Genomic DNA, 17,849 nt, shown 5'->3' with positions numbered 1-17,849 from the left:
CGGGGGACCGGCCAAGGTTGGAACAGGGTATGGAAAATAGGATCAGGAGGTTGCGCCTAAGAAGCCTTTTTGATCGACGTCACAATGCCTGTCTTGTCGTCGACGGTCACCGCGACCTTGGCGCCGACCTTGAGCTTCCCGATCGCGGCCTCCGGTGACAGCTGGTAGATCTTGCCGTCGTCGAGCGTGATCGACTTGGTGGTCGGGTCGACCGCCTGGATGGTGCCCTGAACGGTCGCTGCATAGGCGGTGCCAAGAAAGGCGAGCAAAGCGGCGGTGGTTGCGAGGGTCTTCTTCATCTTTAGCACTCCGTGCTGTTTCGGTTTTCCGGACGGCCGTCTTGGGAACGGCAGCGCCGGACGACCTCAAACTGGTACGGATACCCTTGCCTGCGCAAATCACGTTGAGTGACTTTTCACAAACAGAATCAGAGGCTTAATTCTGACACATTAGCCGCGAGGCAGCCAACCCTTGCGACCGAAGGGCGGTTTGTGACAACGCTTTCCCTATGAAAAGAGTCTGTTACCCGGTCTGCCCGTGCGAGTGTGTGGCGATCATATGCTCGCCGCAATGCGCGCCTGGCGACATCACGGAACAGGCCGCGGAATAGTCGCCGAGACACATTTTGTTTCATGGATGAGGCGAAATCAGCGATGTCACTACAGATAAGATTCACGCTATGGTTGCAAATGCAAGACTGCTACACGATAATGCCAGCCATGACGAAGAGAGGTCGGGGGGCCGCCATTCCATGAAGCTTGCAATCCGCGCCGTGCTATCCGTGATTCTGGTGTTCGCTCCGGGGTTGGCTGGTGCACAAGCCACGGATCCGGGTGACGACAAGACGATGGTCTTTACTCCAGGCGACCCCGAGATGGCGGCGGCGACCGCGCGGGCGCTCGCCAGCCTGGATGAGTTCCTGGCCTTGTCCGAGGCACCACCAGCCGGCGCCGAAAGGTTCAAGCTGAAGGTCAAGGTGCGGGACGGCAACATCACCGAGCACTTCTGGGTCGTACCGTTCCGTCGCACCGAAACCGGGTTCGTCGGCATTCTGTCGAACCAGCCCGCGGAAGTGCGAAACGTCGTCCTCGGCCAGAATATAGAATTCACGCGGGAAGATATTTCGGATTGGGGATACAAGCGTAACGGCCGGCAGGTCGGCAGCTTCACTGTTTGCGTGATGCTCAAACGAATGCCGAAAGAAGAGGCGGACAGCATGCTTGAGAATTACGGCTTCGACTGCTGACGGATCTCTTCCCGCCAAGCCGCCTCATCCCTCGCGTCGCGCGGCGTGATGCCTATAGCGCCGCCGGGGAAGGAAACAGCGCATTCAGCCGGCCATCGACCTTGCCGCGCATCCCGCCCTCCAGCCTCGTCAACTCCACCAGCTTTTCATGATCCCCGGCGCGTAGCCGCACGAAAGGATGCAACCTATAGGAGGCGATCGAGCCCTTCGTTCCCGCATCCGCGCTGACATCGACGACGAAGATGCCGCCGATGCGGCCGGGCCAGGGCTGCGTGGCGAAGGCGGTGCCGAGGAAGTCGCCGAGCCCATAGGCGACGAGCGTGCCGCCGATCCGCTCGACTGGCTGGACGACATGCGCGTGGTGGCCGGCGATCAGCCCGACGCCCTGCCCGGCCAGCCGCCTTGCCAATGCCCGCGTCTCGGCACGCGGGAAATGCCGGAACTCCCAGCCCCAGTGGGGTACGGCGCAAAGGAGATCGGCGGCGCCGGCCTCGCGAGCCCAGTTTGCCGCATCGCTATCCATCGAGACGCGGCCCGCGAACAGGTCCGCATCGGCATTGCGCCACAGCGTGAAGGCGGCAAGCCCGATGCCGAGCGGGCCGACAGCCAGCCCTGCGACCGGGCCGTCCTCGGTTGTACCGATGGTGCGGATACCCATTCTTTTGAGCGCGGCGATGGTCTCGTCGAAACCGGCAACGCCTTGGTCGAGCACATGGTTGTTGGCCAGCGACAACACCAGCTTCTCGTTGGAAATGCCGACCGCCGCCAGTGCCTCGCCAAGAAACCGCTCGGTCATCGCGTGATGTGTACCGAGCCATGTCCCCAGAACGGCGCTCGGCCGCTCGACGATCGGGCTCTCGCAATTGCCGACGACAAGGTCGGCGGAACCGAGCAATGCCGCGATTGCTGAATCGCACCGCGGCGCGCTGGAATTGGCGATGGCGGAGATATCGCCGACAAAGGCAAGGCGAACCGTGCGCGCCGGCAGCGGATCGATCAGGGTCGCGGCGATCGGCGCGAAACCGCCGACGTCGCCGCGAAGCGACGGCTTCAGGAAGCGTGGCAACCAAGAAAGCTTGTAGGAGAGCGGATAGTTCGACACGCGATGCCCAGATGTTTGCCTTCTGTAGACCGTCCGGCTGACGGGTTGAAGCGTATCCGTCAACTATCGGGCACTGGAATCGCGTGCGTTCCGCTTCCTAGAAAATCGACCCCTGATAAAGCACCGCCTCCGCCTCTTGCGGCGCAAAGCGCCGCGCCAGCGTGCGGAACGCGCTGTGTACGCCGTCGCGGTCGATGTTGCAGCTTCTGAGATGCCGCACGGCCAGCGTCGGATCGAAGGCGCTGCGGCCATGCAGGACGCGCTGGTTGTCGAACAGCAGCACCTCACCCGGCTGCAGCTGGTGCTGGAACTGGTTTTGCGGATCGCGAATCAGCCGCGTCAGTTCGGCCAGCGCCTCGATCAGCCCGTCGATCCGGTCTTCGGACGCCCATTGCGGCGCAAGGCAGCGGTCATTGTATCGGATGCCGGTGACAGCACCGGCGGCGTCGAGGCTGATGACATGCGCTTCGGCGCTGAAGAACACCTCGCCCCCATGTTCGCGATGGAAGGTCACGCCTTGCCGCGTCAGCAGGTCGAACAGCTCCGGCGTGTTCGTCCGCATCAGTTCGGCGACATGAAACCCGTCGACCATCAACGATGTGCCGCCCGAGCCGGCTCCTGTGCGGATGGCGTGAAAGAAGATAAAACCCGGCGGCGAATAGCGGAAAGGCTCGTCCGTGTGCGGGATCTGCGCCCGCGCCGTCTCTCCGGCCACCCTCGCATCCGGCCGCGAAATCAGATCGAAGACCTTGCCGTAGCTGGTCTCGCGGATCGGCCCGTAGCGCCCGGCGACGCGTGCCGTCGCTTCGGTCTCGGCGGGCACCCCGGTCAGCATGGCGATGCCATGGTCGCGCAGCGCGCGCAGCGAGCCGAACAGCGCCTCGTTGTCCTCGACCACCGCGTCGAAGGCGAACCGGCCGAGTTTTCCGCTGAGATCGCTGCTCCACAGTTGCGGCCGAAACCGCACCGGGCCCCAACCGCCGGCATGGCTCGCCAGGAAATCCAAGCCATAGCGCGAGACATGGCCGTCATCCCAGACGACGCTCACCTCGCCGCCCGAAACGTCGAGCGCGGCGGCCCGAACCCCGACCGGCACATCGGCCGGTGTCAGCCATCTCTTGCCAGATGCGGTGTCGCCGCACACCTCGCATTCGCAGGCCAGGCGCAGCCAACGGGTGGAAAGCCGGCCGGTCCCGCCATTGTCGAGATCGACAGCGATACGGTCTCCCTCGTTGCGGATGGCGCGGACGAGCCCACCAGTCGCGGTTGATTGCCTCGGTGTATCCAGCACGGTCGCCTCTCCTTACGATTGATTTTGCTTCAAGGAAGCTATGGCTGGATTGCCTGGCAATCAAACGAGTTCCATTCGCCAGGCTTTGAGATAAACTCAATCCATGATGACACTGAGAGACCTTCCTTTGTCGGCCCTGCGGGCGCTCGCGGCGGCGGCGCGAACCGGCAGCCTGACGCGCGCGGCCGAGGAACTCGGCGTGACGCCGGGCGCCATTGGCCATCAGATCAGGCAGTTGGAGGACAGGCTGAGCATCAAGCTGGTTCGGCGCGCCGGCAACGGCATCGTTCTGACCCGCGCCGCCGAAGCCGCACTGCCCGACATCGACCGTGGCTTCGACGCGTTGTCGTCGGGCCTGCGTCGGCTGCGCTTCGAGCGGCGGGCCGAGACCTTCACCATATCGGCCGACCCATCCTTCGCCTCGCTGTGGCTTGCACCGCGCCTGGACCGGGTGCGCGCGGCACTGGCGAAGCTCGATGTCCGCATCGTCGCCTCGGTTGCCCTGGACGCGATGCTGGAGGAAGGCGTCGACCTCGCCATCAGCTACCGCAGGAGCACCGCGCAGGACATCGCCTCGGTCGACCTGTTCACCGAACGGGTGATTCCGGCCTGCGCCCCATCGCTGATCCCAGCCCGCGCCCGCCCGGATTCGGCTGATATGCTCGACAGGATGCCGCTGCTGCATATTGACCCGACCATGGGCGACGACGTCTACCCGGCTTGGCGCGACTGGTTCGCGGCCGCCGGCCGGCAGCCGAAAGGCATCGACCAGGGGGCGCGTTTCGGACTGACCATCGTGGCGGCGCAGGCGGCCATCGCAGGCATGGGCGCATTGCTGGCCAGCGAACTGGTCCTCAAGCGCCACCTGGAGCCCGGCCATCTCGTAGAGATCGGCCGCGACGTTCCCGCGCTGACGATCCGGCGCAGGCTGGTCTGGCCCATGCGCGGCCCGAAGGCGCGCCTCGCGGCCACGGTAGCCGCCCAGTTGGCTGAGATCGCGGACATCGCCATCGATGGCGCCCTGCCGCGGTGAACCAGCATAGGTTCAGCGAGGAAATCCGTGCATGCGCGCCAGCAGCCATTGCAGCGGATTGGCGACGAAGGCGCGGGTGACGAAGGTGTCGTGAGCGGCGTGCGAGGCAATGAACGCGATGGTTCCGGCATCGAGCCGAGGCGGCGGGTCCGAGCTGACCCGCACGCCGTGGCTGCCGAGCAGCCTGACAATCGCGGCATTGCCCGGGGCCGAGGAGTCGCCATAGGCGCTGACGAAGAAGCGGCTGGTTGCGTTGCCGGCGATCCAGCCGGCGAAGACATCGGCCTCGTCGAAGACGGCGTCGAGCAGGATGACGCCGCGCAGGCGGACGCCGGCGTCGCCATTCTTCAGCACCGCGGCGGCCGGGTTGTAGCCGCCGCTATAGGCTGCCAGCACGATCGGCATGGCGTCGAACCGTGAAGCCTTGGCGCCGGTGAGCTTCGCGAGCCCTTGCCCTGCCTCCTCCAGGAAACTCGTGAACGCGCCCGGCGTCCAGAAATTGCCGGCGCTGGAATCCAGCGCGTTGACGGCGAATTGCGGCGCCACCAGCACGGCGTTGAGGCCGGATGCCTCGACCTGCGCGAACACACGCTGGCGCTCGACGACGTCGCGCTGCAGGGTCGCGCCATTGCCATGGAAGAACACCACGATCACCGCCGGCTTGGCGGGGTCGAATCCCCTTGGCACCGCCAGCAGCGTGCTCCTGTCGCCATAGGTCTCGTCTTCCCAATAGATGCCGCCGCGCGGCGAGGTGTGGCCGCGCCGGCCATTGCGCGTCACGTCGAGAAACGGGCCAGAGCCGTCCGGTAATTTGCCCGTGTACGGGAAAGGCGAACTCCTGAACGGCACGATGGCCGAAATGGCCTTGCGCATTCGCGCTCCCTGGCTTCTCTGGGGAAACGCCACGGTGGCCAGCAGGCCGCCGACGATGGCGCGCCGGCTTGGCATCAGGCGGCCACGAGCCGGGCCGGCTGCGTCTTGGGCGGCCTGAGCACGGCGAAGAAGGCGGGTATGGCGATGACATAGGCGATTGCCGCCCATTGCAGCACGGCGCCGAGGCCGAAGCTGGTGGCGACGATCGGCACCGCGGCCGAGCCGATGACCGAGAAGCAGCCATTGATGCCCCAGGCCCAGACGAACAGGTGCTCCTTCTCGAGCCGCGCCAGCCAGGTCATGGCGGTGGCCATGGGCATGCCCATCAGGAAGGCCGGCGGCGACACCAGCAGGAAGCAGAACAGCAGGCGCATGGAATAGGGATAGGAGCCGATCCAGTCGAGCACCGGCGACAGATACAGGCCATAGACGAGCAGCAGAACCCCGATCGACGCCAGCACCGCCGGCAGCAATACGTTGGCGCGGTCGAAGATGCGCTCGGCAAACAGGCTGCCGAGGCCGGAAAACACCAGCATCGACGAAATCAGCACCGAGGCCGACACGGTCGGATTGGCGAGCGCCACGGTGAACCGGCTGATCAGGCCCACCTCGACCATGATGTAGCCGACCCCCAGGCAAGCGAAATACAGGATGGTGCCAAGCTTGCCGCGCGAGCGCGAAAACACGATCCGCCAGCCGAAGATCATCGGCAGCAGCACCAGCGATGCCGCGGTGATGCAGGCGATGCCGAGCGTCGCCCACAGCAGCAGATAGCCCCAGTCGTCCTGGAACAGGTCGAGCCGGTCGAGCGTCTTCGCCAGGTCGGCGGTCTTCACATAGGCGGCGAAATAAGGCTGGTCGTTGCTTAGCGAACGCGTGTCGAAGACATAATCATCGGCGACCTTCTCCCAACCGCCGATAAGCAGCGAATGCCAGGCCAGCCGCGCCAGGGCCGTCGCCGGCAGCACGTCGGTTGCAGGCGCCGCGGTGGCATTGGCGCAGCTATCCAGTGTCGGATCGGCCGGCGCCGTGGGATCGCAGTCCGCATTTGCCGGGGGCCCGGTCGGATCTGCCGGCGCCGTCGCATTGGCGGCGGGCCCGCTCAGCGTCGCATCTTGTCCGCTGCCGAAGATCGACGCGCGGTAGTCGTCGAGCAACTGCCGGCTTTTCGAACCATCGAAAGCCATGCCTGGATAATAGAGCTCCTCCCAAGACATCGACCTGGTGTAGTCGCGCAGCCTGGTGATCTCGTCGGCGCTGAAGCCGCCTCGCTTGAACAGCACTGTCGTCGTCGAGAGATAGCTCGACACGGCGAAGATGTCGTTCTGGGCGCCCGCGGGATCGAACGCCTTGGCCGCTTGGGCGATGGTCGTATAGAGCTTGAGCACCGATTTCGGCGGCTCTTCCTTGTTCCACAAGGTCACCGACAATACGCCGCCATCGGCCAACGCCCTGAAATAGCTCAGCATCGCCTCGTGCGTGTAGGCGTATTTTTCCGAGATCGCGAAGCCGCCGGGATTGGACAGGCCGACACTGTCGGCGAGGCTGAGATCGACGACGTCGTAGCGCTCGGCGGTGTTGGCGAGGAAGAGGCGCCCGTCATAGTCGATGACCTTGACGCGCGGATCGGCCAGGATATCACCGGTGACGTCTTTAAGGGCCGTATCGTGGAATGCCTTGAGCACCATCGGATTGCTCTCGGCGACGGTGACCGAGGTCGAACCGGCATTGAGCGCCGTCTGCGTGGATATGCCGCCGCCGAACTGAACCACGAATGTCTTGGAATTGCTCTTGATGACATAGGGATAGTGCATCGGCAGGTAGCGGAAATAGACCTGCTCGGCCGCCGCCAGATTGCGCATGATGCCTTCCGGCCCGTCGCCGTCGCGATACATGCCGACATAGGTGTTGGCGGGAACTTCCGGCATGCCGAAGGCGGCGTTGTCGCTCAGGCCGGGCGCGAAATGCATGTAGGAGCTGGCGTAGACCTGCAGGTCGCCGAAGGGCGAGATGCTGCGGTAGATGCGCTTGCCATCCGGAAAGTTGCGGGCATAGGCGACGCCCTTGTACTGCGACACGGCGATGTCGGGTATGCCGAGCAGGCCGGGCAGCGCGAGATAGCCGGCGATCGACAGCGCCGCCACGACCGCGCCGGCCACCACGCTCCTCCAGGCGCCAAAGGCTGTGAACCATAGGATCGAGCCAATGGCCCACAGCAGCAACGGCACGACGATGATGGTTTCCGGCGCGAACACATACATCGAGACCAGCACGACGAGGCCGGCCAATCCGGAACCGGTGAGATCGGCGAAATAGACTCGGCCGAAGGCGGTGCGGCTCTTCAGGAAGACGATGCCGAGGAAGAACGCGCCGGCCAGGAACGGCAGCAGATAGAGCAGGAAATTGGCCAGCAGGCGCCATTTCTGCGCGGGATCCGAGACCAGGAAGATGGCGTTGAACGGCACGGTCTGGGCGACGAGGTTGGAGCCAACCGCGAGCGGGCCGATCAGCAGCAGGGCGGAGGTGGCGGCGCCCTGCCAGTGCCGGTCGAACCAGTCCTTGCCGGCGAAGATGACGACGCTGGACAAAGAGAAGCCGAGCATGGCGAGGCTGACCACCAGCGAGCCGAAATGCGACCAGCTGCCGACGGCGAAGACACGCATGACGGCGATCTGCAGCGCGATGATGGCGCCGGCAATCAGCCCGATCGCCAGGAAATGCGCCAGCCGAGGCGTTTCCAGCGACGGGATGCTGATGCGGGAGTTCGACGCGACGGCTGCCATGCTAGCCCCGTTATGCGCTGACGATGCGGACAGGCAACTCAGCCGTTATGCGTACCGACGATCTGGTCGCCTTCCAGCTTGGTGAAGGGCACGAAGGGCACCACCTTGCCATTGTAGATGTCGGAGCGGACGATGTTGAAAGTGCCGTCCGGCAGCTTCTGCTTGACCACCTTGAGCACATGCTGCGCGCCGGGCGGCCCGACCGGAATGACCATGACGCCATCGGGCTTCAGCTGCTGCAGGAGCGATGGCGGAATATGGTCGATGCCGCAGGTGACGATGATCTTGTCGAAATCGCCGACGCCCTCCCAGCCGTAGTAGCCGTCGGCGCTCTTGCTGGCGATGGCGCTGAGCTCGCTGTAGCCGCGCCCGACCAGCCCGTCATAGATGCCGCGGGTGCGGGCCGCCAGCGGGTCGATGATCTCGATCGTGTGAACCTTGTCGGTCAGGTTGGACAGATAGGCCGACTGGTAGCCCGAGCCGGTGCCGATCTCCAGCACGGATTCGCCGAACTTCACGTCGATGGCCGTCGTCATGCGGCCGACCAGGTGCGGGCCGGAAATGGTCACGCCATAGCCGATATCGAGAAAGGCATGGTCGTAGGCGCGGGCCAGATTCTGCGGCAGCACGAATTCCTCGCGCGGCGTGAACAGGAAGGCGCGCTTGTTGCGGTCGTCCAGCACGTCCTTGTTGTAGACCATGATCTGGAAACGGTCGAAGCGCGCGGCCAGGTATTTCGGATCCTCGCCGCGATTGGCCACCATCCAGTCGATGAACGCCTTCTTGTCGCCCATCGGCACATCGGCATTGCGATCGAACGGAACCGGCACATTCGCCCTTGCGATGCCAGGAAGAATGGAAAACGCCGCCGCGCCCGCCGACAGCGTCAAAAAGTCTCGACGCTTCATCAATAGTCCCCCGGGAATAACCTAAGCCGCCAAAAATCCCTTGATTGATCCGATGCACCGGCACCCAAAACGAGTCAATGGCCGCTCAGTAGCCACACCGCCAAGGCCGTGAGCCCAAAGAAATCGTTGCAAGCATGCCACAGTAATATGTGAGCAATGACTGATGCACCAGCACAACATCGAGCGACAGAATTGCGGGCAGCTGCCGCAATCTGGGCTTTCGAAGGCCTCGATTGCTTGACTTGGGTCGGAAAAACAGGCAGCAAGCCAAGTTCGAAACGGGTGAAACACCATTTTGACGATTCTGGACGTGCCTTCTCGGCGAGAAGGAGACGCCCGCCGCATTGACGCCAAAAACAACTTTCGGCGGGCCATGCGTGGATCGAAAACGTGATGCGGCATCCTTTTCGCGTCCAATCGGGGTGCGACATAATAGAAGAGAGGGATTGGTTAACCAACTTTGTCCATATTTTGAGGCAATCGGCAACCAACGACAGGCGCGGACAACGCGTCGGGGACCACCTGGGATCATATCACAGAATGGTCGTCGCGGCTCTAAGGGCCGCGGGCGAGGGAGCTGATTTGAACAAGATTGGTGACTGTTTTGCGTAAGAATAAAGTTGGAGCGGACGAAAACTGGCATGGCGAAGACGCCGGTGCCCGTCGTCCAAGGCGCATCAATACCGGATCAATCGTTCGCTGGGTCGCCGTGCCCAGTGTCGGCACCGCGATTGGCCTTTGGCTGGTGGGCACCATGGCCGGCCTCAGTTCGGTCGGCGCTTCGCTTCCCACAGGAGGCCTGCAGCAAACCTTGCTGATGCACGGCTCGCTGACCCAGGCCAACCCGCTCAAGCAGCATTTCCAGACATCGACGGCGCCGTTCGTGCTCGCCAACGTCCATGGTGCCGAACAGGCACTGCACGACCACAGCCCTGAATGCGGCGACAGCTGCTTCAAGTTGGCCTCCGTCGAAACCCATGCGGAAAAATCGTCGCGTATCGCCGCCGCTACCGCCCAGCCGGCCGCCACCACCGGCACTGCGATTGTTACCCAGACCAAGGATCGCTTCGAGCGGATGGAAGCGGCCTTGTCGCCATCCCGTATCGCCGCCGCCTTTGCCGGCACGGCAAAGCCCCAGCAGACCGCGAACGCAGCCCCCCATCCCATCATTTCCAGCGTCGCGCCGGCTGTCGAGGCGTCGCTGACGCCTTCCAGCAAGGTGGTGGCCAGCCTGTCGAATGATGTGACCGGCATCTCCGACCAGTCCTACGAGACCGCAAGCCTGCCAACCGCGGCAGCGCCTGCCGCCGAACGCTTTGCCCGCGTCGATCCCAACTCGGTCGTGGTCCAGACCGCGCCGCAACCCATGCGCTTCGGCGCACCGGACGTCACCGAGACGCCGGATCCCTCGCAACTGGCGCTGGCTCTGGTCAAGTCGATGCCGGTCGACGACGAGGCGTTCGCTTCGCCGCTGCCGATCGAGGAATCCTCGGTCGATGTCGCTGTCACGCCAAGCAAGACGCTGCCCGAGAAGCCCGGCGACGTGGCATCCCTGCCCGATGCGCTGTCCGACGATGTTCCGCTGCCGACGCAGCGCCCGCAACTGGACAATGCCCCGGCGCCCAAAACCATCCAGCCCAGGGTGGTGGAACAGCCCAAGGCGGTTCCACAGCCGAAAGCCGTTCAGCAAACGAAGCCTGTGCAGCTGGCTGCAAGGCCGGCTCCGCAGACGCGGCAGGGCAAGCCCGCCAACAGCGGCGATGAGCTGGCCTACGCACGGCCGGACACGCCCTCGGGCGGTCTCGGCCAGGCATTCAAGAATCTGTTTAGTGGTCCGCGTGGAGGCAGCAGCGGCGCCGGCAATGGCGTCGCCGTTTACGACATCTCCGCGAAGACTGTTTATCTGCCGGACGGCCAGCGGCTGGAAGCCCATTCCGGCCTCGGAGCCATGGTCGACCAGCCCCGCTATGTCGACCAGAAGGATCGTGGGCCGACGCCGCCCAACACCTATGATCTGACTCTACGCGAATCGCGTTTCCATGGCGTCGAGGCCATCCGCCTCACGCCGGTTGGCGGCAAAGCCAAATATAACCGTGTCGGTCTGCTCGCGCATACCTACATGCTTCGCGGCGGCCGCGCCGAATCCAACGGCTGCGTCGTATTCAAGGACTACAATCGCTTCCTTGCTGCCTTTAAAAAGGGCAAGGTCACGCGTTTGGTCGTCGTCCCGCGCCTGAATGGATCTCCTACCCAGGTGGCATCCAACGCACGCGGCGTCTGACGGTTCCGAGCAATAACGCACGCATTGCCGAAAGGTTCCCAACGGGAATGTGGAGCCGTCTCCTGACAACCTTCTGTCAGGAGCAGCGCCTGGCACTGCGCGCCGCGCCGACGCACTCTTTCCATTTTGGCCGATACCTCCCATATTCGGGACATGGCCAGATCCCCCGACAAGAAGACGCCCTCGGCGGCGAGTGACAACCGCGCCGCGCCGAAGCGGCGCAGCCCGCTGACCGATTTCATGGACGCCTCGGAGCCGCTGCAGAGGGGCGGCTTCGCCGAGATGCCGCAACCCGAACTGTCGGGCGTGCCGCTGACCGGATCGATTGCCGACTGGGCGCAGCAGATCGAGCAGGAAGCCGAGAAGGAAGGCCGCCTCGCCGTGAAAGGCGACGGCGGCAAATCGCCCAAGGCCGGCAAGAAGATTCCAGAACGCTCCGCTTCACCGGGCCGCAGTTCGCGCGGCACCTCGATGGGTGGCGCGGCGTCAGCCAGGGAGCGCACGGCCGCCGGCCTCAACCCGGTTGCCGGTCTCGACATCTCGCTGGAAGACGCCGAAACCATGGCATCGAGCAGCGTCACCGCGACGGTGGCCGCGCTGTCGGCGCTGATCGAATCCGGCAATCCCCTGCATAAGGACGGCGTGCTGTGGACGCCGCACCGCCCTGCCCGCCCGGAAAAATCCGAAGGCGGTATCGCCATCAAGATGGTGTCTGACTTCGAGCCCGCCGGCGACCAGCCGACCGCCATCAAGGACCTTGTCGAAGGCGTCGACAACGGCGACCGCACCCAGGTGCTGCTCGGCGTCACCGGCTCGGGCAAGACTTTTACCATGGCCAAGGTGATCGAGGAGACGCAGCGCCCTGCCCTGATCCTGGCGCCCAACAAGACGCTGGCGGCACAGCTTTATTCCGAGTTCAAGAAATTCTTCCCCGACAATGCGGTCGAGTATTTCGTCTCCTACTACGATTATTACCAGCCCGAAGCCTACGTCCCGCGCACGGACACCTTCATCGAGAAGGAATCCTCCATCAACGAGCAGATCGACCGCATGCGCCACTCGGCGACGCGCTCGCTGCTCGAACGCGACGACGTCATCATCGTCGCCTCGGTGTCCTGCATCTACGGTATCGGTTCGGTCGAGACCTATACGGCCATGACCTTCCAGATGCAGATCGGCGACCGGCTCGACCAGCGCGCCCTCCTCGCCGACCTCGTCGCCCAGCAATACAAGCGGCAGGACATCAACTTCGTGCGCGGCTCGTTTCGCGTGCGCGGCGACACGATCGAGATCTTTCCCGCCCACCTTGAGGATCGCGCCTGGCGCATCTCCATGTTCGGCGACGAGATCGAGCAGATCACCGAGTTCGACCCGCTCACCGGCCAGAAGACCGGCGAGCTCAAGAGCGTCAAGATCTACGCCAACTCGCACTATGTGACGCCGCGCCCGACGCTCAACCAGGCGATCAAGTCGATCAAGGAAGAGCTCAAGCACCGTCTGGTGGAACTGGAACGCGCCGGCCGCCTGCTGGAAGCGCAGCGGCTGGAGCAGCGCACCCGCTTCGACATCGAGATGCTGGAAGCCACCGGCTCCTGTGCCGGCATCGAGAACTATTCGCGCTATCTCACCGGCCGCCAGCCGGGTGATCCGCCGCCGACCCTGTTCGAGTATATTCCCGACAATGCGCTGGTCTTCATCGACGAAAGCCACGTCACCGTGCCGCAGATCGGCGGCATGTATCGCGGCGACTTTCGGCGCAAGGCGACGCTGGCGGAATATGGCTTCCGCCTGCCGTCCTGCATGGACAACCGTCCCTTGCGCTTCGAGGAATGGGACGCCATGCGCCCGCTCTCCGTCGCCGTCTCGGCGACGCCGGGCAACTGGGAGATGGAACAGGCCGGCGGCGTCTTCGCCGAGCAGGTCATCCGCCCGACCGGCCTGATCGACCCGCCGGTCGAGGTGCGCCCGGCCAAGAGCCAGGTCGACGATGTCGTCGGCGAGATCCGCGAGACCACCAAGGCCGGCTATCGCACGCTGGTCACCGTGCTGACCAAGCGCATGGCCGAGGACCTGACCGAATATCTGCACGAACAGGGCGTGCGCGTGCGCTACATGCACTCCGACATCGACACGCTGGAGCGCATCGAGATCCTGCGCGACCTGCGCCTCGGCGCCTTCGACGTGCTGGTCGGCATCAACCTTCTGCGCGAAGGCCTCGACATTCCCGAATGCGGCTTCGTCGCCATTCTCGACGCCGACAAGGAGGGTTTCCTGCGCTCGGAGACGTCGCTGATCCAGACCATCGGCCGCGCCGCCAGAAACGTCGACGGCAAGGTCATCCTCTACGCCGATCAGATCACCGGCTCGATGGAGCGGGCGATGGCGGAGACCAGCCGTCGCCGCGAGAAGCAGATGGAGTGGAACGCGGCCAACGGCATCACGCCGGAATCGGTGAAGTCGCGCATCTCCGACATTCTCGACTCGGTCTACGAGAAGGACCACGTCCGAGCCGACATCTCGCAGTTCACCGACAGCGCCGGCGCCATGATGGGCAACAATTTCAAGGCCCATCTCGACGCGCTGGAAAAGCAGATGCGCGATGCCGCCGCCAATCTCGACTTCGAGAAGGCGGCCCGCATCCGCGACGAGATCAAGAGGCTGCGCGAGATGGAGCTGTCGATCTCCGACGATCCGCTGGCGCGCGAGGTAGAGGGCCAAAGTCCCGCCTCGGGCCGCGAAAAAGGCAAGCACAACAAGGGTGTGGCCAAACATCGTACGACCGAGGAACAGGAGCGTTTCCGCAAGCTCGACGAAGCACGCGCCGCCGAAGAGGCGGCCAAGGCTGCCCGGACCAATCTCTTCCGCAAGCCCGATCTCGACGAGATGGGCGCGGACGGCGCCGTGCCGGTGAAGAAACCGCTGTTTTCCAAGCCATCGATCGACGACATGGGCCCCGGCACCGACATGCCGACACCGGCCGGCGCCGTCTCGCGCTCGCTGTTCAAGAAACAGTCGGCGGCCGAGGCGCATGGCTCCGATTTCGGCGTTCCCGGCGAGCCGGTCAAACCGCTGTTCAAGAAGAATTCGCTGGATGAGATGACCGTGCGGCGCACGGAAAAGCCGGTCGAAGGTAAGGTGCCGGCGAAACCTCAGCCGGTCGCAGGGCCCGGCAGGACCGAGGCGGACGCCAAGGAACCCAGCGATTCCGCCAAGCCCATCATCCGCCAGCGCGCCGGCATCGGCTCCTACGAGGATCCCGGCGACGCGCGCCGGGAGAAGCGCAGGCCTGGCAAGACGGGTCGGCCGGGACGGTAGCGCCTTCGCGCCCCCTCTGTCCTGCCGGACATCCCCCTACGAGGAGGAGAGCGGCAGCTCCACCGCGCCCGTCTGACTATGTTGGCGATTGGCGAAAGCAGTCGTGACAGCCAATCTCCCCCTCGTGGGGGAGATGTCCGGCAGGACAGAGGGGGGCGCGCTGTCCCTCCAACATACGAAAGCTCTTCCTCGACCAACCTGACCAGCAGCTCCCTCCTGGACCATGCACCCGTCCTTGCCAGCCTCCGGTGGACACTATACGGGCCTTGCCATCCTGCACTCCGCCAGAAATATGCCGGCCACACCATGAAACCCAAGGACATCGCCGCCTACGTCTTCCTTGCCATCACCTGGGGACTGTCGTTCCTGGTGCTGCTCAAGGTGGTGCATGCCTTCGGCTGGGTCGGCGCGGTTACCTTGCGCTCGCTGATCGCGGGCATCACGCTCTTCCTGCTGGCGGCGGCAACGCGGCGGCGGCTCGATTTCAGCGCCGGCTGGCGGCACTTCGCAATGGTTGGCGCGACGACGGTCGCCGCGCAACTGATCGGCCTGTCCTACGCCACGCCGCGCATCGGCACGGCGATGGCCGCCATCCTGGTTGCCGCGATCCCGCTGTTCTCGATGATCCTCGGCCAGTTGTGGGGGCTTGAACGCATCACCCTTCGTGGCCTGGCGGGGCTGCTGCTCGGCGCCGCCGGGATCACCGTTCTGGTCGGTTTTCCCGCCGTTCCGATCACGGCATCCTTCGCCTTCGGCTGCGCTGCCTCACTGTTGAGTTCATTCTCCGCCGCCTTCGGCAGCAACTACGCCAACCGCCATTTGCGCTCCGCCGGCTCATGGGAACTCACCGGCGCCGCCTTCCTGCTCGGCAGTTTGATGACGCTGCCGCTGCTGCTGGCCGTGCCGGTGCCGGCGATGCCCGCCCCCATCGACTTCCTCTATCTCGTCCTTCTCGCCTGCGTGATGAGCGCGCTGACATACATTGTCTATTTCCGTCTGGTGGCCAGCATCGGCGCCACCAGGACAATCAGCGTCGAGTTCGCCGTGACCACGATCGCGGTGCTGGTCGGCACGGTTCTGCTGGGCGAATCGCTGACCATCATCCAGGCCTTCGGCGCGGTGGCGATCATCGGCGGCTGCATACTGGTGCTGGATCCCTTCCCGCGCCGGGTGAAAGCCGCGGCCTTGCCATCGGCCCCGCCTTTGGTGTAACGCGGTTACACACTCGAACGTTTTGAAAGGAGGGCTCACGTGTTTACGTTTTTTCGTCACCATCGTCAGCGTGGCCCGATTTCTGCCCTGCGAGTTCGCTTGCAGGGCTGACCAGGGACGGTCCGGGTTTTTCCCGCTTCGATTTTTTGGTCTGCCCTTCGTGGTGCCGCAACGCCGAGCCTGATGGCCAGCACGCGCACCGTCAAAGTGCACCCGGAATTGTTTCCGGCAAGACCAGAGAAATCCAATGGCCCTGATCAGCCTCAAATCCCTCGGCGTCACCATGAGTGCGCCGCTCTTTGCCAACCTCGACCTCACCATCGGCAGCGGCGACCGGCTCGGCATCGTCGCCGCCAACGGACGCGGCAAGTCGACCTTGCTGAAATGCCTGACCGGCGAGATGGAGCCGACCTCGGGCGACATTACCCGCACGCGCGGCCTGCGCGTCGGCCATGTCGAGCAGTCCGTTGCCCCTGCCCTTCTTGGCCGCACTTTCCATCAGGTGGTGGCCGACGCCCTGCCGCCCGAACAGGCCGAAAGCGAGATGTGGCGCGTCGACGTGGTGCTGGATTCGCTCGACGTGCCCGAACCGATGCGCGAACGCAAAATGCAGGCGCTGAGCGGCGGGTGGCAGAGGCTGGCGCTGATCGCCCGCGTCTGGGTCACCGACCCGGACGTGCTGCTGCTCGACGAGCCGACCAACCATCTCGACCTCGCACGCATCAGCCAGCTGGAAACATGGCTGAACGCTTTGCCGCGAGAAGTGCCGGTCGTCATCGCCAGCCACGACCGTGCCTTCCTCGACGCCACCACCAACCGGACGCTGTTCCTGCGTCCGGAACAGTCGCCGGTATTCGCGCTGCCTTATTCCCGCGCCAGGCAGGCGCTCGACGAAGCCGATGCCGCGATGGCGCGCAAGTTCGAGCGCGACATGAAGGTCGCCCAGCAACTGCGCAAGCAGGCCGCCAAGCTCAACAACATCGGCATCAATTCCGGCAGCGACCTGCTGACGGTCAAGACCAAGCAGCTCAAGGAGCGCGCGGAGAAGCTGGAAGACGCGGCCGCCCCGGCACATCGCGAGAGATCGGCCGGGGCGATCAGGCTGGCGAACCGCGGCACCCACGCCAAGGTGCTGATCACGCTTGACGACGCGGCTGTCGAAACGCCTGACGGAACGCTGCTGTTCAGGACCGGCAAGCGCCATATCTGCCAGGGTGACCGCATCGTATTGCTCGGCCGCAACGGCGTCGGCAAGTCGCGCTTCGTAACGCTGATCCGCAACGCCATCATGGAGCCCGATACGGTCCAGAATGTGAAGGTGACGCCGTCGACGGTGCTGGGCTACAGCGACCAGGCGTTGTCCGGCATCGGCGGCGACGACACGCCGCTGGCGATGGTTTCGCGCCGCTATGATGTCGGTGAACAGCGCGCCCGCTCGCTGCTCGCCGGCGCCGGCGTGGTCATCGAGATGCAAGAGAAAAAGATCGGCGTGCTGTCCGGGGGCCAGAAGGCTCGGCTGATGATGCTGGCGCTCAGGCTCGCCAACCCGAACTTCTATCTGCTCGACGAGCCGACCAACCATCTCGACATCGATGGCCAGGAAGCGTTGGAAGCCGAGTTGCTGGCGCATCAGGCAAGCTGCCTGCTCGCCTCGCACGACCGTTCCTTCATCCGCGCCATCGGCAACCGCTTCTGGCTGATCGAGAAGCGGCGGCTGACCGAAGTGGAGGATCCAGAGGAATTCTTCAGCTCGGTGGCCGAAGCGGGCGGCTAGCCATGCTTTCGCCGGGCCGGCACCCCAAGGG

12 protein-coding genes are annotated in these 17,849 nt (G+C 64.5%); 6 read left to right on the top strand and 6 right to left on the bottom strand.

Annotated features, from left to right (window positions below):
- Window positions 1-56: 56 nt before the first annotated feature.
- A complete protein-coding gene (locus ACO07C_RS24265; RefSeq protein WP_352610459.1) occupies window positions 57-299 on the bottom strand; it encodes a DUF1344 domain-containing protein in 243 nt (80 codons plus the stop codon).
- A gap of 452 nt (window positions 300-751) precedes the next feature.
- Between ACO07C_RS24265 and ACO07C_RS24260 the strand changes: the two genes are divergently transcribed.
- Window positions 752-1,246, top strand: coding sequence for a YegJ family protein (locus ACO07C_RS24260; protein ID WP_421916701.1), 495 nt, complete (start codon window positions 752-754; stop codon window positions 1,244-1,246).
- Window positions 1,247-1,298: 52 nt separating this feature from the next.
- Here the strand turns inward: ACO07C_RS24260 and ACO07C_RS24255 are convergent, their stop codons facing one another.
- Together ACO07C_RS24255 and ACO07C_RS24250 are read right to left on the bottom strand one after the other, a co-directional pair.
- Window positions 1,299-2,348 (bottom strand): CapA family protein, encoded by a 1,050-nt coding sequence (locus ACO07C_RS24255; RefSeq protein ID WP_421916700.1) that lies wholly within the window; start codon window positions 2,346-2,348, stop codon window positions 1,299-1,301.
- A gap of 97 nt (window positions 2,349-2,445) precedes the next feature.
- A complete protein-coding gene (locus ACO07C_RS24250; RefSeq protein ID WP_421916699.1) occupies window positions 2,446-3,639 on the bottom strand; it encodes a TauD/TfdA family dioxygenase in 1,194 nt (397 codons plus the stop codon).
- A 103-nt stretch (window positions 3,640-3,742) separates the two neighbouring features.
- On the opposite strand from ACO07C_RS24250, the gene ACO07C_RS24245 reads away from it, so the two are divergent.
- Window positions 3,743-4,672: a LysR substrate-binding domain-containing protein gene (locus tag ACO07C_RS24245; protein WP_421916698.1), complete on the top strand. Its 930-nt coding sequence runs from the start codon at window positions 3,743-3,745 to the stop codon at window positions 4,670-4,672.
- Between the two features lie 12 nt (window positions 4,673-4,684).
- On the opposite strand, the gene ACO07C_RS24240 is transcribed toward ACO07C_RS24245, so the two are convergent.
- The 3 genes from ACO07C_RS24240 to ACO07C_RS24230 all read right to left on the bottom strand — a co-directional run bounded on the left by ACO07C_RS24240 (window position 4,685) and on the right by ACO07C_RS24230 (window position 9,236).
- Window positions 4,685-5,545, bottom strand: coding sequence for a hypothetical protein (locus ACO07C_RS24240; protein ID WP_421916697.1), 861 nt, complete (start codon window positions 5,543-5,545; stop codon window positions 4,685-4,687).
- Window positions 5,546-5,619: 74 nt separating this feature from the next.
- Complete coding sequence (locus ACO07C_RS24235; RefSeq protein WP_421916696.1) at window positions 5,620-8,328, bottom strand: hypothetical protein; 2,709 nt, start codon at window positions 8,326-8,328, stop codon at window positions 5,620-5,622.
- A 38-nt stretch (window positions 8,329-8,366) separates the two neighbouring features.
- A complete protein-coding gene (locus ACO07C_RS24230; protein ID WP_421916695.1) occupies window positions 8,367-9,236 on the bottom strand; it encodes a protein-L-isoaspartate O-methyltransferase family protein in 870 nt (289 codons plus the stop codon).
- 595 nt (window positions 9,237-9,831) lie between these two features.
- Here ACO07C_RS24230 and ACO07C_RS24225 point away from each other — a divergent pair.
- The 4 genes from ACO07C_RS24225 (at window position 9,832) to ACO07C_RS24210 (ending at window position 17,818) form a co-directional block, all read left to right on the top strand.
- A complete protein-coding gene (locus ACO07C_RS24225) occupies window positions 9,832-11,517 on the top strand; it encodes a tlde1 domain-containing protein (RefSeq protein ID WP_421916694.1) in 1,686 nt (561 codons plus the stop codon).
- A gap of 153 nt (window positions 11,518-11,670) precedes the next feature.
- On the top strand, window positions 11,671-14,832 hold the full coding sequence (gene uvrB, locus ACO07C_RS24220) for an excinuclease ABC subunit UvrB (RefSeq protein ID WP_421916693.1): 3,162 nt from the start codon (window positions 11,671-11,673) through the stop codon (window positions 14,830-14,832).
- A 306-nt stretch (window positions 14,833-15,138) separates the two neighbouring features.
- Window positions 15,139-16,044 (top strand): DMT family transporter, encoded by a 906-nt coding sequence (locus ACO07C_RS24215; RefSeq protein ID WP_421916692.1) that lies wholly within the window; start codon window positions 15,139-15,141, stop codon window positions 16,042-16,044.
- A 247-nt stretch (window positions 16,045-16,291) separates the two neighbouring features.
- Entirely contained in the window at window positions 16,292-17,818 is a 1,527-nt protein-coding gene (locus ACO07C_RS24210) for an ABC-F family ATP-binding cassette domain-containing protein (RefSeq protein WP_421916691.1), read from the top strand.
- Window positions 17,819-17,849 lie beyond the last annotated feature (31 nt).

The organism is Mesorhizobium sp., assembly GCF_965229135.1.
In the GTDB taxonomy this organism is placed as follows: domain Bacteria; phylum Pseudomonadota; class Alphaproteobacteria; order Rhizobiales; family Rhizobiaceae; genus Mesorhizobium.
Note: the sequence above shows the minus strand (reverse complement) of the source record. Positions and strands in the feature narration are given on the sequence as shown.

Coding starts and splice junctions, on each gene's coding strand:
- ACO07C_RS24245 (WP_421916698.1), top strand. CDS start 3,743: ATGATGACACTGAGAGACCTTCCTTTGTCGGCCCTGCGGGCGCTCGCG.
- ACO07C_RS24210 (WP_421916691.1), top strand. CDS start 16,292: ATGGCCCTGATCAGCCTCAAATCCCTCGGCGTCACCATGAGTGCGCCG.
- ACO07C_RS24260 (WP_421916701.1), top strand. CDS start 752: ATGAAGCTTGCAATCCGCGCCGTGCTATCCGTGATTCTGGTGTTCGCT.
- ACO07C_RS24215 (WP_421916692.1), top strand. CDS start 15,139: ATGAAACCCAAGGACATCGCCGCCTACGTCTTCCTTGCCATCACCTGG.
- ACO07C_RS24235 (WP_421916696.1), bottom strand. CDS start 8,328: ATGGCAGCCGTCGCGTCGAACTCCCGCATCAGCATCCCGTCGCTGGAA.
- uvrB (WP_421916693.1), top strand. CDS start 11,671: ATGGCCAGATCCCCCGACAAGAAGACGCCCTCGGCGGCGAGTGACAAC.
- ACO07C_RS24240 (WP_421916697.1), bottom strand. CDS start 5,545: ATGCGCAAGGCCATTTCGGCCATCGTGCCGTTCAGGAGTTCGCCTTTC.
- ACO07C_RS24265 (WP_352610459.1), bottom strand. CDS start 299: ATGAAGAAGACCCTCGCAACCACCGCCGCTTTGCTCGCCTTTCTTGGC.
- ACO07C_RS24230 (WP_421916695.1), bottom strand. CDS start 9,236: ATGAAGCGTCGAGACTTTTTGACGCTGTCGGCGGGCGCGGCGGCGTTT.